The following is a 14,589-nucleotide window of genomic DNA, read 5'->3' as shown; positions in this document are numbered from 1 at the left end:
ACCCGTGGGTAGAGAATCGGCCCCACATGACCACTCAACAACCTTTGAGTAAAGGGTCATTGACAAGTGTTGAATTGTGCGACCGCTCGCTCCGATGAGCGAATTCCACCCGTGCGGTCACCTTCCCTCGACCAGGGGGGTGAGGTGCTGCCCGTGCCGGGACTGTGGCACTCGGTGCCGGTCCTCCTGGAGGCCGAAGGTGGTGAAGGCCGTTCGGGGGGCCGGCGGGTACGGCTCCTTTCCGGTGAGCGCGTTGAGGATGGTGGCGCTGCGCCAGGCGGCGAGGCCGAGGTCGGGCGCGCCCACGCCGTGGGTGTGCAGTTCGGCGTTCTGGACGTAGACCGAGCCGGTCACGGACGGGTCGAGGACGAGCCGGAACTCCTCGTCGATGCGCAGGCGTTCGCCGCTGTCGCGGCGGAGGTAGGGGTCGAGTCCGGCGAGGAGGCGGCCGAGCGGGCGTTCGCGGTAGCCGGTGGCGAGGACGACGGCGTCGGTCGTCAGCCGGGAGCGGCTGTCCTGCTGGAGGTGTTCCAGGTGCAGCTCGATCTTGGAGTTGGCGACGCGGCCCGCCGTGCGGACCCGGACGCCCGGGGTGAGGACGGTGTCGGGCCAGCCGCCGTCGAGGGTGCGCCGGTACAGCTCGTCGTGGATGGTGGCGAGGGTGCCGGCGTCGATGCCCTTGTGGAGCTGCCACTGGGCGGCGACCAGCCGGTCCCGGACGGGCTCGGCGAGGGCGTGGAAGTAGCGGGTGTAGTCGGGGGTGAAGTGCTCGAGGCCCAGCTTGGAGTACTCCATCGGCGCGAACGCCTCGCTGCGGCCGATCCAGTGCAGCTTCTCCTGTCCCACGGGGCGGTGCCGGAGCAGGTCGAGGAAGACCTCGGCGCCGGACTGTCCGGAGCCGACGACGGTGACGTGCCCGGCGGCGAGGATGTCGGAGCGGTGGTCCAGGTAGTCGGCGGCGTGGACGACCGGCACGCCGGGGGCGTCCACCAGCGGCCTGAGCGGAGTGGGCACATAGGGCGCGGTACCGACGCCCAGGACGACATTGCGCGTGTAGGTACGGCCCAGGGCTTCGGCTTCGCCCTCGGCGTCGAGCTGGGTGAAGTCGACCTCGAACACGTCCCGTTCGGGGTTCCAGCGCACGGCGTCGACCTGGTGGCGGAAGTGCAGCCCGGGCAGGCTCTGTGCGACCCAGCGGCAGTAGGCGTCGTACTCGGCGCGCTCGATGTGGAAGCGCTCGGCGAAGTAGAAGGGGAAGAGCCGCTCGCGGGTCCTGAGGTAGTTCAGGAAGCTCCATGGGCTGGTCGGGTCGGCGAGGGTCACCAGGTCGGCCAGGAACGGCACCTGGATGGTGGCGCCCTCGATGAGCAGGCCGGGGTGCCAGTCGAAGCCGGGGCGCTGTTCGTAGAAGACGGCGTCGAGTTCGGCGAGCGGGCGGGCGAGGGCGGCCAGCGAGAGGTTGCACGGACCGATGCCGATGCCGACCAGATCGCGGGGGGACGTGGGCTCGTGGCGTGGGGGGTTGGTCATGCGAGGGTGCCTTCTTCGACGAGTTTCAGGAGCTGGGCCAGGTCGTCCGGCCGGGTGTGGGGGTTGAGGATGGTGGCCTTGAGCCAGAGGCGGCCGTCGAGCCGGGCGCGCCCGAGGACGGCCCGGCCGTCGTGCATCAGCCTGCGGCGTACGGCGGCCACGGCGGCGTCGGCGGCGTCTGTGGGCCGGAACAGGACGGTGCTGATCACGGGCCGGTCGTACAGCTCGAAGCCGGGGTGTTCCTCGACCAGTGCGGCGAACCCGCTTGCGTGGGCGCAGACTTGGTCGATGAGTGCGCCCAGTCCGGTGCGGCCGAGGGTCTTCAGGGTGACCGCGATCTTGAGGACGTCGGGGCGGCGGGTGGTGCGCAGGGACCGGTCGAGCAGGTCGGGGAGTCCGGCCTCGGTGTCGTCGTCGGCGTTGAGGTAGTCGGCGCGCTGGTGGAGGACGGCGAGTTCGGCGGGGCGGGCGACGGCGAGGAGGCCGGCGGCGACCGGCTGCCAGCCCAGCTTGTGCAGGTCGAGGGTGACGGTGTGGGCGGCTTCCAGCCCGGCGAGTTTCTCCCGGTGCCGGTCGCTGAAGAGGAGGCCGCCGCCGTAGGCCGCGTCGATGTGCAGGCGGGCGCCGTGCGCGGCGCACAGGCCGGCGATCTCGGGCAGCGGGTCGATCAGGCCGGCGTCGGTGGTGCCGGCGGTGGCGGCGACCAGCAGCGGCCCGGAGAGCGTGGTGAGGGCCTCGTCGAGCGCGGCGACGTCGAGGGTGCCGCCGGCCGCCGGGACGACGACCGGGTCGGGCAGGCCGAGCAGCCAGGCGGCGCGCGGCAGCGAGTGGTGGGCGTTGGCCCCGCAGATCACCTGCACACTGCCGCCGTGTGCCTCGCGGGCGAGCAGCAGGGCGAGTTGGTTGGACTCGGTGCCGCCGGTGGTCATGAGGGCGTCGGCGAGCCCGGCGGTGTGGGCGAGGGCGCGGGTGACGGCGGCTTCCAGGACGGAGGCGGCCGGGGCCTGGTCCCAGGAGTCCAGGGAGGGGTTGAGGGCGCTCACGGCGAGGTCGGCGGCGGTGGCCACGGCGAGCGGCGGGCAGTGCAGATGGGCCGCGCACAGCGGGTCGGCGGGGTCGGCGGCGCCCTCCGCGAGGGCGTGCACGAGGGCGCGCAGGGCGGCCGGGTCGCCGTGGTCGGGGAGCACGTCCCCGAGCGCCTCGGCGACACGGGCGGCGACGGCCTGCGGTCCCCCGCCGGGCAACGGGCCGCCCCGCGCCCGGGCGCCGGCCGCGAGCGCGTCGAGGACGGTGCCGAGGAGGGGGCGCAGGGCGGCGGGGCCGTTCGGGCCCGAGGCGAGGGGCGGCGTGCGCAGAGGTTCTTGATCGCTCATCGGCTGTCCCTCCGCTCATGGACCGACCCTGGCTTCCGGCTTTACGGGACCTTGGGCTTTCAGCTTGTACCGGAAGCGCCCTGTGTGTCCCGAAAGCTCAACGATCGGAACCCGAAAGTGGGTACGGCGGAAGAACGTGCTCAGGCCTTTCCGCCGAAGTCCTCCGCGTGGTCCCGCGCCCACTGGGCGAACGTGCGGGCCGGCACGCCGGTCAGCTTCTCCACCGTGTCGGTGATCTCCGGCGGTGCGCCCACCGTCTCCTCGAGGGTCTGCAGGAGCCGTTCGAGCATGTGCGGCGGGACGTGCGGGAACAGCTCGGGGCCGGCCTCGCGGGGGTCGGTCTCCACGAAGGTCAGCTCCTTGCCGACGGCCGCGCCGATCGCCGCGACCTGCCCGGCGTTGGTGATCGCCGCGGGACCGGTCAGCCGGTGCACGGCGTTCTCGTGTCCGCCGTCGAGCAGCACACGCTCGGCCACGGCCGCGATGTCGTCCTCGTGGATGGGTGCGGACAGCCCGTCCGCGAACACGCCCCGGACGGTGTTCCCGGCGCGGATCTGCGGCGCCCACTGCAGGGCGTTGGTGGCGAAGGCGTTGGGCCGCAGGAAGGTCCAGTCGAGCCCACTGGCGCGGATCCGCTGTTCCACAGTGGCGTGCATGACGTGGATGGGGTGGGTCTCGTCGGCGCCCTCCTGGACGATGCCGCTGGAGAGCAGCACGACGTGCCGTACTCCGTGGGCGCGGGCGGCCTCGAGGAGGTCGGCCGTGCCCGCCTGTGCGTACAGGAAGAGGGCCGTCGCCCCGCCGAACAGGGCGGCAGGCTCGTCCGGCCGGAACCGGACCACCTCGGCCCCGGCGGGCAGGGCGGCCCGCTGCGGGTCGCGGGTGAGCGCCCGCACGGGCCGGCCCGCGGCGAGGAGACGGTCGACGAGGGCACGGCCGACATTGCCGGTTGCGCCGGTCACTGCGATCACGGAAGGTTCCTCCGATGGCTCGGCTGATCGTTCCTGACAGCTCGAGCCTAGGGGGACGATCCGGACCGCGGCATCGTCGGCGGGGACCAGCCGCGCCCTGCGCCGGCGGACCTACTCCGCCCGTGCCGTCTGCGCCTCCTCCGTCTCCGCGCCGCGCACCCGCAGGGCGCGGGCCAGGTCGTCGAGGCGGTCGGCGAGGGTGCGGCGCAGGGCGGGGGTGGGGTCGGCGTCGCGCAGACAGGCCTCGCCGAGGCGCACGTTCTCGGCGTCGACGGCGTGGGCGGGGAAGGCCCAGCGGCCGGCGGCCTGCGCGATGGCCGGGCCCCGGCGGGCGCTGACGGCGACCGCGTCCGCGTAGAAGCGCGGCACGTACTGCCGTACCAGATCGGCCTGTTCGGGCTGCCAGAAGCCCTGGGCGGTGGCCGTGAAGAGGTAGTTGGACAGGTCGTCGCCGGCGAACATCGCCTCCCAGGCCGTCCGCTTGGCCTCGGGGTCGGGCAGGGCGGCACGGCAGCGGGCGGCGCCCTCCTGGCCGGTGGCGCTCGGGTCGCGCTCCAGCTCGGCGGCGATGGCGGCCTCGCCGGTGGCGCCGAGCACGGCGAGCCGGCCGAGGATGCGCCAGCGCAGCTCGGGGTCGAGTTCCGGCCCGCCGGGCACCGTGCCGTCGGCGAGCCAGGCGGCGATGGTGTCGGGGTGGGCGGCCACCGAGATCAGGTGCCGTACGGCGATCAGGCGCAGGCCCGGATGATCGCCGTCCTCGGTGCGCCGCAGCAGGTCGCGGCAGAGCGCGGTGAGGGTCGCGAGGGCGGCCGGGCGGTCCTCGGGCCTGAGGTACTGGTCGGCGATCTGGCCGGAGGCGAAGGCGAGGACGCCCTGGACCAGGGCGAGGTCGGTCTCGCGCGGGAGGTGGGCGCGGGCCGTCTCCAGGTAGGCGGCGGGCGCCAGTTCGCCGTCGCGTACGGCGTCCCTGAGGGCGTTCCAGACGACCGCGCGGGTGATCGGGTCGGGCAGGCCCGACAGGCCGGCGCGGACCGTCTCGAAGGACTCGGTGTCGAAGCGGACCTTGGCGTAGGTGAGGTCGCCGTCGTTGAGCACAAGCAGCGCGGGGCGCTTGCCGATGGGCTGCGGGGCGGTCTGCGGGACGTCGAGGTCGAGGCGCTCGCGCAGCACCAGCCGGCCCTCGTCGGCGACGTCGTGGTCGTACAGGCCGGCGGTGAGGCGGTGCGGCCGGCTGCCCGTGCGGTCGACGGTCAGCGCGCAGGTTCCGTCGGCGACGGCGACGACGGGGGTGAGCCGGTCCACGCCGGTGGTGCGCAGCCAGCTGTCGGCCCAGGCGGGCACGTCGCGCTCGGTGGCGGAGGCGAGGGAGTCGATGAAGTCGGCCAGGGTGGCGTTGCCGAAGCGGTGCCGGGCGAAGTGGGTGTTGATGCCGGCGAGGAAGTCCTTCTCGCCGAGCCAGGCGGCGAGTTGGCGCAGCGCGGAGGCGCCCTTGGCGTAGGAGATGCCGTCGAAGTTGAGCAGCGCGGAGGCCGTGTCGTCGACCTTCTCGGGGGCGACCGGGTGGGTGGTGGGCCGCTGGTCGGCGTCGTAGCCCCAGGCCTTGCGGGTGACGCCGAACTCGGTCCAGGGGCCGGTGAAGCGGGTGGCCTCGGCGGTGGTCTGGTAGCCCATGTACTCGGCGAAGGACTCGTTCAGCCAGATGTCGTCCCACCACTTGAGGGTGACGAGGTCGCCGAACCACATGTGGGCCATCTCGTGCGCGATGACCATGGCGCGGGTCTCCCGCTCGGCGTCGGTGACGGCGGAGCGGTAGACGAAGTCGTCGCGGAAGGTGACCAGGCCCGGGTTCTCCATGGCGCCCGCGTTGAACTCGGGGACGAACGCCTGGTCGTAGGAGTCGAAGGGGTACGGCTCCTCGAACTTCTCGTGATAGCGGTCGAAGCACGCGCGCGTGACGTCGAGGATCTCCTCGGCGTCGGCCTCCAGGTGGGGCGCGAGGGAACGGCGGCAGTGGATGCCGAAGGGCAGTCCGCGGTGCTCGGTGCGCACCGAGTGCCAGGGGCCGGCGGCTACGGCGACGAGGTAGGTGGAGATCAGCGGGGTGGGCGCGGCCTGCCAGACGCCGTCGGTGCGCTGTTCTGTGATGCCGTTGGCGAGCACGGTCCAGCCCTCGGGCGCCCTGACGGAGACCCCGAAGACGGCCTTGAGGTCGGGCTGGTCGAAGGCGGCGAAGACGCGCTGGACGTCGTCCATGAACATCTGGGTGTAGACGTACGTCTCGCCGTCGCTGGGGTCGGTGAAGCGGTGCATGCCCTCGCCGGTGCGGGAGTAGCGCATGGCCGCGTCGACGCGCAGCTCGTGCTCCCCGGCGGAGAGGTTCTTCAGCGCCAGCCGGCCGTCGTCGAGCGACTCGGGGTCGAGGGGGTCCCCGTCGAGCGTGACGGCGCGCAATTCGGCGGGCTTCAGCTCCACGAACGTGTCCCCGGCGGACCGCGCGGTGAACCGGATCACAGTGCGGGAGTCGAAGGTCTCGTCCCCGGTCGTGAGGTCCAGTTCGACCTTGTAGCGGTGGACGTCGAGGAGCTGTGCTCGGAGCTGCGCTTCATCGCGCGTGAGTACGGACATGCAGGCCATGCTGCCTGATCGCGCTGACAGCGCACAGGGGGTGGACGGGTTCACGACATATGTCCGACTCACCACCCCGCGCCCGTCCCCGCGCCCCGGCTGTCCAGCCTGCTCCCTTGCCCTCCCGCCACCGACTACCTCTGGCCGGGCTGGGCTGATCTCTGCGCGCTCCAGACCATTGCTGTCCGCTCCGGGCTCGTTCCTGACCCCCCGCGCTGCCCACCGACGCCCGCCCCTGTCCGACCCTCGACCCTCCACGCCCGCTCACCGACGGGCGGCCGGGGTCAGTCGTCCGTCTGCTGTCCGTTGGCGGTGTCCTCGGCGATGCGCTCGTGGTGGCGGATCACCTCCGCGATGATGAAGTTGAGGAACTTCTCGGCGAAGGCCGGGTCGAGCTTGGCGTTCTCGGCGAGGCGGCGCAGTCGCGCGATCTGGCGGGCCTCGCGGGCCGGGTCCGCGGGCGGCAGCTGGTGCACGGCCTTGAGCCGGCCGACCTGCTGGGTGGCCTTGAACCGCTCGGCGAGCAGGTGTACGACGGCCGCGTCGATGTTGTCGATACTGTCGCGCAGCCGCTCCAGTTCCTGGCGGACCCCGGGGTCCACGTCACCGGTTCCGGTGTTGCTGGTGGTCATGCACGTCACCCTATGGGTTCTCCGGGCCGGCCCTCCGGGCTGTCCGGAGAGTGGATCATAGGCGGATCGTCCGGTTCCGGTACGCGGTCGCTCCAGCCGCCGGGCACGCTACGGCCCTGCTGGGCGCGGAAGCGGACCGGAGCGAGGCCCACCCGGCGGGTGAACAGCCGGGAGAAGTACGCGGGGTCGTCGTAGCCGACGCGGCGCGCGACGGCGGCGACCGGCAGTTCGGTGGCGGCGAGGAGTTCCTTGGCGCGGCCGAGGCGGATGCCGAGCAGGTAGTCCTTGGGGCTGCAGCCCGCGGCCCGGCGGACGGCACTGCGCAGTTCGGTGGCGGTCATGCCGTGCACGCGCGCGTGGTCGGCGACGCTCATCGGCGTGCAGGCGTCCCGCGCGAGTGCCTGGAGCACCTGGTCGCCGTCCGGGGCGAGGTCGGCGCGGGCGCGGCGCAGGGCGACGAGGAGTTCGTGCACGGCGGCGCCGGTCTCCACCTCCAGCAGCGGGTTGCCGCGCCGGGCGGCGCGGGCGATGCGGGCGACCACCGCCCGGGGTCCGGCGGCGTCGGAGAGCGGGACGACGGGCCGCTCGGGTTCGATGTAGCCCAGCTCGGTGTACGTCGTGGTGGCGGGCCCGGCGAAGTCCACGAAGCCCTCGTCCCAGCCGGTGTCCGGATCGGGCGCGTAGTGGTGGGTCACGCCGGGGGTGAGCCAGAGCAGCGCGGGCGCGGTGACGGGCGTACGGCGGCCGTCGGCGCCCCGGTACCAGCCGCGGCCCGCGCTGATCACGACGGCCACGTGGTGGTCGAGGGCGCGCGGGCCGACCGTGGGCAGCGCGCCGTGCTGGAGGCCCACGCCGAGGCAGACCAGACCGAGGCGGTGATGGGCGGGGCCCGGGCTGAAGAATCGCATCCAAGTCTGGTACACCGGTGCTCCTCCCGGGCGTGCTCCGTCGCGGAGTTCTGTCCAAACGATTCGTCCAGACGATTCGTCCAGATGACTCGGCCGGACGACTCGGCCAGACGATTTGTCCAAGCAGCGCCGATCTTCATCCATGGCGCCTGCCGCCGGAAGAGGTGAGGCTTGGGCGCATGAGCGAGTTCACGGTGGGAGAATCCGACTTCCTGCTGGACGGGCGGCCGGTGCGGCTGCTGTCCGGGGCGCTGCACTACTTCCGGGTGCACGAGGGTCACTGGCGGCACCGGCTGGCGATGCTCCGGGCGATGGGCCTGAACTGCGTGGAGACGTACGTTCCCTGGAACCTGCACCGGCCGGCCCCGGGCGGCTACCGGGACGTGCAGGCGCTCGGCCGCTTCCTGGACGCGGTCCGGGAGACCGGGATGTGGGCGATCGTCCGGCCGGGCCCCTACATCTGCGCCGAGTGGGAGAACGGCGGACTGCCGCCCTGGGTGACGGGTGAGCCGGGCACGCACGTGCGCACGCGTGACGAGCGTTATCTGTCCCACGTGGAGCACTGGTTCCACCATGTGATGCACGAGATCGCGCCCCGGCAGATCGACCGCGGCGGCCCGGTGATCCTGGTGCAGGTGGAGAACGAGTACGGCAGTTACGGCAGTGACACCGGCTATCTGGAGGCGCTGGCCGGTCTGCTGCGCGCCAAGGGGGTCACGGTGCCGCTGTTCACCTCGGACGGCCCCGAGGACCACATGCTGACCGGCGGTTCGCTGCCCGGGGTGCTCGCCACGGTGAATTTCGGCTCCCACGCGCGCGTGGCCTTCGAGACGCTGCGCCGCCACCGCCCCGAGGGCCCGCTGATGTGCATGGAGTTCTGGTGCGGCTGGTTCGACCACTGGGCCGGCGAGCATGTCGTACGGGACCCGGAGCAGGCCGCCGTGGCGCTGCGGGAGATCCTGGAGTGCGGGGCGTCGGTGAACCTCTACATGGCCCACGGCGGCACGAGTTTCGGTGGCTGGGCGGGTGCCAACCGGGGCGGCGGCGAACTGCACGAGGGCCCGCTGGAGCCGGACGTGACCTCCTACGACTACGACGCCCCCGTGGACGAGTACGGCCGCCCCACGGAGAAGTTCTGGCGCTTCCGCGAGGTGCTGGTCGCGTACCACTTTGGGCCACTGCCCGAACCGCCGCCGATGCCCGCCCCGTTGGGCGGCCCGGCGCAGGTGACGCTGGATGCCTGGGCGCCCCTGGCGGACGTCCTGGAGGCGCTGGGCGGCGCGGAGAGGGTCGCACCCCTGCCGCCCACCTTCGAGGAACTGCACGTCACCCGGGGCCTGGTGCGCTACGAGGTGGACGTGCCCGGCCCCCGGCAGCCGTACCCGCTGACGCTGCGCGGGCTGCGGGACCTCGCGGTGGTGTACGTCGACGGCGAGCGGGCCGGGGTGCTCACCGAGGAGGAGCCACGGCTGAAGGAGCCCGTCGCGGGCCCCGCGCGCGTGGAGCTGTGGGTGGAGTCGCTCGGGCGGGTGAACTACGGGCCGCGGTTCGGGGAGGCGAAGGGGATCACCGGCGGCATCCTGCACGAACGGCAGTTTCTGCACGGGGTACGCGCGCGTGGGCTGGATCTGTGCGCGTTCGACGGCGGTGTGGACGCGGTGCGGTTCGGCGCGCTGCCGGATGAGGGCGCACCGGGGCTGTACCGGGGCACCGTCACGGTCCACGGGGCCGGGGACGCCCGGCTGGAGCTGCCCGGCCGGACCCGCGGGTTCGTCTGGATCAACGGCTTCAACCTGGGCCGCTACTGGTCGGTGGGACCCCAGCGGTCCCTGTACATGCCCGGCCCGGTGCTGCGGGAGGGCGAGAACGAGGTCTGGGTCCTGGAACTGCAGGACACGGACCCGGACCACCCGGCACCCCGTCTCCTGCCCGTGTGACCAGCGGCCCGTCCCGCCTACAGTGGAGAGGGGTTCCGGCGTCTTTGGGGGTGCGGACGTGGCGAACGGCGGACCGGTCCAGCACGGCTACCCGCACCTGGAGACGGTGCGGGCCGCCATCACCGCGCTGTACAAGCGGCTGTCCTACGACACCGTCCAGACCTTCTCGACCAGCGTGCTCCCCGCCGACGTGGCCTTCTGCGACACCGACGACCTGCATCTGGGCGCGCAGCGGGTGGCCCGCGAGATCGTACGGCACTTCCGGCTGCCGGATGCGCGGCTGATCGTCGGCTTCCGGGAGATGACCCACGCGGCGAACGTCGAACTGGCTGCGGGCCCCGAGTACTTCGTGGAGCTGAACGACCGTTTCCGCACCCATCGCCGGGACATCGGCGCGGCGCTCGCGCACGAGGTGGCGCACGTGTATCTGCATCGCCTGGACCTCTCCTTCCCCGCGACGCCGGAGAACGAGATCCTGACGGACACGGTGACGACGTATCTCGGCGCGGGCTGGCTGCTGCTGGACGCATTCCGGGAGGACGCGGTCTCCTCGCAGAAGCTCGGCTATCTCACCCCGGAGGAGTTCGGTTACGTCCTGGCCAAGCGGGCGCTGCTCTTCCAGGAGGACCCCTCGGTGTGGTTCACCAGCCCGCAGGCCTACGACGCGTACGTCAAGGGCATGGCCCTGGCCCGCCGGGACGAACAGCAACCGCCGCTGACCGGGGCCGGCTGGGCGGGGCGGCGCCGCTATGCCCACGACCGCCGCCACGCCTTCGGCGTCCAGCCGACGGCCCCCTACGCCTTCTCCCCCGACCCCGCCGGCCACCTCCGTGTGACGTTCCCCTGCCCGACCTGCCACCAGCGGATCCGGATACCGGTGAAGGGGCGGGTACGGGCGCGGTGCGGTTTGTGCCGGACGGTACTGGAGTGCGACACGTAGCTTCACGGCACCACTGGGGCTCCGCCCCCAGGCCCCCGGCCTGGCGCGCTCGGCAGGGGCCCGATGCCCTCGACCTCGCCTTCCAGCCGGCCGGGTCGAGTGGGCGGGTGGGCAAGCCGGGTCTGGGGGCCGAGCCCCCAGCCGGCCCGGTGTGTCAGCCGAGGTTCTCGGCCGCCGCCCGTCGAGGAAGCGCCGCGCACAGCCCGCCGCACACCACGAACGCCCCCACGACCCACGGCATCGCGTCCCCCAACGCCCCGGTCATCCCCCGCCCGACGGCCCCGAAGAACACCGTGCCGACCACGGCGGCCCCCACCGCTCCCCCGAACTGCTGAGCCGTCGAGAAGATCCCGGACGCCCCGCCGGCCAGCTCCCCCGGCACCGCCGACAGGACCACGTTCACCAGCGGCACCACCAGGAACCCGAGTCCGGCGCCGGCGACGACCAGCCCCGGCACCAGCGGCCACGCCCCCGCATGCACGGCCGGCGCGCCGGACCACGGACCACACCCAGCCGAAGCCGCCCGCCATCAGCAGCGCCCCGGCGCCGAGCACCAGCCGCCCGTACCGTACGGCGAGCCCGTCCGCGGCGGGCGCGCTGAGGAAACCGCCGGCCGAGAAGGCCACCGTCACCAGCCCGGCCTGCATCGGCGTGTACCGCTCACCGGCCTGCAGCCAGACCGCGAAGACCAGGAAGAAGCCCTGCATGCCGATGGAGAACAGCAGCTGGACGAGCACGCCCACGGAGAACGCGGGGAGCCGGAAGGCGCGGGCGGGCAGCAGGGGCACCGTCCCGGGGCGGTGCCGCCGGGCCTCGTACACCCCGAGTCCCACGACCGCCACCGCCCCTGCCCCGAGGCACAACCAGCCCCACAGCGGCCAGCCGTTCTCCCGGCCCTGGACCAGGGGCAGCACGATCGCGACCAGGCCGCCGGCCAGCAGCAGGCTGCCCAGGACGTCCGGCCGGCCCGCCGACCGCTCGCGGGTGGCCGGGACCAGCAGCAGCCCGGCGACGAAGGTCGCCACGGCCACCGGCACGTTCACCAGGAACACCGAGCGCCAGCCCCAGCCGAACAGATCGGCGTCCGTGAGTACCCCGCCGAGCAGCAGCCCGACGGCGGAGGCGAACCCGGCGACGGCGCCGTACATCCCGAAGGCGGCCCCGCGCTCCTTGCCCTGGAAGAGGGTGCGGAACGAGCCGATCACCTGCGGCACCAGCACGGCGGCGAGCACGCCCTGCACCGCGCGTGCCGCGATCAGTTGTCCCGGCGACTGGGCGATCCCGCAGGCGAGACTGGCCAGCCCGAAGCCGGCCGTACCGGCGAGGAAGAGCGGGCGGCGGCCGATGCGGTCGCCGAGGTGGCCGGAGACGATCAGGGCGGCGGCGAAGCCCAGCAGGTAGGCGGAGACCGTCCATTGCAGGTCGCTCGGCGTGGCGTGCAGATCGCGGCTGATCGACGGCACGGCCACGTTGACGATCGTGGTGTCCAGCAGGTCCATGAGCGCCGCGATCATCATCACGACGGCCGCGGCCCAGCGTCGCGGATGGGGTTGCGCCGTGGTGGCGGCGGGTTCGGTGAGCGTTGCGGACATGGAGGACTCCTCAGCTCCTGGGCAACGGATGTCGACAGGCCGGATTTATTTCGTTCGACCTAACGAAAGAGTTGCACCGGCACCCCTCCCTCCGCAAGCCGTTAGTTCGGTCGAACGAAATTTTTGTTAGCCTGGGGGCATGGCCAAGGCAGACGAGAAGCGGGACGAGGCGGCGCGGTCCGAGACGCTGGCGCAGCTCATGGAGGTGGGCCGGGTCCACAGCGGGGTCACGGTGATGTTCCACTCGGCCGTCGCCGCCAAGCAGGGGCTGAACGCGACGGAGGAGAAGACCCTGGACCTCCTCCAGCGGCACGGCCCGCTCACCGCGAAGGACCTCGCCGAGCTGACCGGACTCGCCCCCGCCTCGGTCACCGGACTGATCGACCGGCTGGAGGCCAAGGGCTTCGTCCAGCGGGTCAAGCACCCGACGGACAAGCGCCGGGTGCTGGTCGAGCTGAACCAGGAGAAGATCGCCGAACTCGCCGGCTTCTTCGAGGACTGGGCGCGGGACGTCGTCGAGGCCTGCGCGGAGTTCAGCACGGACGAGCTGCGGACCGTCATCCGCTTCCTGTCCGTCATGAGCGAGCGCCAGCGCACCGCCGCGGCCCGCCTGACCGGCTGACCGTGCGGCGCGCTATGCGCGTACGGCGATACCGTCCAGCACCATCGACAGATACTGGCGGGCGATCTCCTCGGGGCTGTGCCCGCCGCCGGGCCGGTACCAGGAGGCGGCCACCCAGACGGTGTCGCGCACGAAGCGGTAGGTGAGGCGGACGTCGAGGTCGGCGCGGAAGACATGCTCGGCGACCCCCCGTTCCAGCGTGCCGAGCCATGCCTTCTCGAACCGGGCCTGTGACTCGGCGAGGAACGCGAACCGTTCCTGGGCGACGAGTTGTCTGCTCTCCTTCTGGTAGATCGCTACGGCGGCCCGGTGCCGGTCGATCTCCCGGAAGGACTCGGTGACGAGCGCCTCCAGCGTCTCGCGGGGCCCGAGCCCGGAGCCGAGGACGGTGTCGTAGCCGTCCCACAGCTCGTCGAGGAAGGTCCGCAGGATCTCCTCCAGCATCGACTCCTTGGAGTCGAAGTGGTAGTACAGGCTGCCCGCGAGCATCCCGGCGTGGTCGGCGATCCTGCGGACGGTGGTGGCGTTGTAGCCGTGCTCGGCGAAGACCTCGGCGGCGATGCCGAGGAGTTCACCGCGCCGGGCTGCCGCGGCGGTCACCGGGGGCTTCTTCTTGGTCGGCACGCACCGATTGTTTCAAACAGTCGTTAGGGAAGCCGGACGACGCCCGCGGCGCGTGCGGCCGCCAGCCACCGCGGGAACTCGCCGACGAGACGGTCGTACAGTTCGGCGTCGGAGACCCGCCGCGGGTCCTGGCCGGCGTGGAAGAAGCCGGCGTTGTCCACGATCCGCTTGTCCGGTACGGCCAGTTCGTCCAGCTTCCCCAGGAACTCGAACTGCCGGCTGCCGGGATCGCCGAAGCCGACGAACTGCCAGAACAGCGGGAGCTTCGCCGCCTTGCACAGATAGCGTTCGGCGGCGAGCTTGTTGATCGGGCCGCCGTCGGTCTGGAAGACGACCAGGGCGGGGTCGGTGGCTCCGCTGTCCAGGTAGTGGTCGATGACGGCGTCCATCGCCAGGTGGTAGCTGGTCCTGCCCATGTGCCCGAGCCGGGCCACGATCCGCTCGACGCTGCCCTCGTGGTCGTCGAGGGCGATGTCGGTGATCGCGTCGACGTCCGTGGAGAAGAACACGACCGGCACCCGGCCGTCGTCGTCCAGGTGCGCGGACAGGCCGAGCACCCGGTCGGCGAGTGTCTGCACACTGCCGTCCGCGTAGTACGGCTTCATCGAACCGGAGTAGTCGACCACCAGGTAGACGGCGGCGCGCAGCCCGTCCAGGCCGTGCTTGGTGAGCGACACCCCGGCGGACCGGTAGGCGCCGACGAGAGCGGGCGCGGTCTCCTCCACCTTGCGCAGACTGATCGCGGCCATGGTCCCCCCTCGGATTTCCGGGAAGCTTATGTGATCACTGGGCCCTGTTGTCGATCCCGTCACACCAGTTCGCTATTTTGTTCGCC

Annotated in this window: 12 protein-coding genes; 3 read left to right on the top strand and 9 right to left on the bottom strand. The window is 72.3% G+C overall.

The window, feature by feature from the left end:
• Positions 1-117: 117 nt before the first annotated feature.
• The 6 genes from ACWCQS_RS10700 to ACWCQS_RS10675 all read right to left on the bottom strand — a co-directional run bounded on the left by ACWCQS_RS10700 (position 118) and on the right by ACWCQS_RS10675 (position 8,054).
• Positions 118-1,530, bottom strand: coding sequence for a lysine N(6)-hydroxylase/L-ornithine N(5)-oxygenase family protein (locus ACWCQS_RS10700; protein WP_451004093.1), 1,413 nt, complete (start codon positions 1,528-1,530; stop codon positions 118-120).
• A complete protein-coding gene (locus tag ACWCQS_RS10695) occupies positions 1,527-2,903 on the bottom strand; it encodes a pyridoxal phosphate-dependent decarboxylase family protein (protein WP_451004092.1) in 1,377 nt (458 codons plus the stop codon). Before ACWCQS_RS10695 ends, ACWCQS_RS10700 begins: the two co-directional genes overlap by 4 nt.
• A 140-nt stretch (positions 2,904-3,043) precedes the next feature.
• Positions 3,044-3,874, bottom strand: coding sequence for an NAD(P)H-binding protein (locus ACWCQS_RS10690; protein ID WP_451004091.1), 831 nt, complete (start codon positions 3,872-3,874; stop codon positions 3,044-3,046).
• 111 nt (positions 3,875-3,985) lie between these two features.
• Positions 3,986-6,499, bottom strand: a complete 2,514-nt coding sequence (gene pepN, locus ACWCQS_RS10685) for an aminopeptidase N (RefSeq protein WP_451004090.1) — start codon at positions 6,497-6,499, stop codon at positions 3,986-3,988.
• Positions 6,500-6,783: 284 nt separating this feature from the next.
• Entirely contained in the window at positions 6,784-7,131 is a 348-nt protein-coding gene (locus ACWCQS_RS10680; RefSeq protein ID WP_388621315.1) for a chorismate mutase, read from the bottom strand.
• 5 nt (positions 7,132-7,136) lie between these two features.
• On the bottom strand, positions 7,137-8,054 hold the full coding sequence (locus ACWCQS_RS10675; protein WP_451004089.1) for a helix-turn-helix domain-containing protein: 918 nt from the start codon (positions 8,052-8,054) through the stop codon (positions 7,137-7,139).
• A 164-nt stretch (positions 8,055-8,218) separates the two neighbouring features.
• Between ACWCQS_RS10675 and ACWCQS_RS10670 the strand changes: the two genes are divergently transcribed.
• Together ACWCQS_RS10670 and ACWCQS_RS10665 are read left to right on the top strand one after the other, a co-directional pair.
• Positions 8,219-9,976, top strand: coding sequence for a glycoside hydrolase family 35 protein (locus ACWCQS_RS10670; protein WP_451004088.1), 1,758 nt, complete (start codon positions 8,219-8,221; stop codon positions 9,974-9,976).
• Positions 9,977-10,034: 58 nt separating this feature from the next.
• Entirely contained in the window at positions 10,035-10,916 is an 882-nt protein-coding gene (locus ACWCQS_RS10665; protein ID WP_450980622.1) for a hypothetical protein, read from the top strand.
• A 2-nt stretch (positions 10,917-10,918) separates the two neighbouring features.
• Here the strand turns inward: ACWCQS_RS10665 and ACWCQS_RS10660 are convergent, their stop codons facing one another.
• Entirely contained in the window at positions 10,919-12,508 is a 1,590-nt protein-coding gene (locus tag ACWCQS_RS10660; RefSeq protein WP_451004087.1) for an MFS transporter, read from the bottom strand.
• Positions 12,509-12,647: 139 nt separating this feature from the next.
• Here ACWCQS_RS10660 and ACWCQS_RS10655 point away from each other — a divergent pair, with 139 nt between their 5' ends.
• The gene (locus ACWCQS_RS10655) at positions 12,648-13,130 is read left to right on the top strand and encodes a MarR family winged helix-turn-helix transcriptional regulator (RefSeq protein ID WP_451004086.1); all 483 of its coding nucleotides are present in this window, start codon (positions 12,648-12,650) and stop codon (positions 13,128-13,130) included.
• 12 nt (positions 13,131-13,142) lie between these two features.
• On the opposite strand, the gene ACWCQS_RS10650 is transcribed toward ACWCQS_RS10655, so the two are convergent.
• Positions 13,143-13,754 carry a TetR/AcrR family transcriptional regulator gene (locus tag ACWCQS_RS10650; protein ID WP_451004085.1) on the bottom strand — a complete coding sequence of 204 codons (612 nt, stop codon included), beginning with the start codon at positions 13,752-13,754 and terminating at the stop codon, positions 13,143-13,145.
• Between the two features lie 23 nt (positions 13,755-13,777).
• A complete protein-coding gene (locus tag ACWCQS_RS10645; RefSeq protein WP_451004084.1) occupies positions 13,778-14,503 on the bottom strand; it encodes a VWA domain-containing protein in 726 nt (241 codons plus the stop codon).
• Positions 14,504-14,589: the final 86 nt, after the last annotated feature.

This window comes from Streptomyces sp. NPDC002076 (assembly GCF_053593835.1).
Note: the sequence above shows the minus strand (reverse complement) of the source record. Positions and strands in the feature narration are given on the sequence as shown.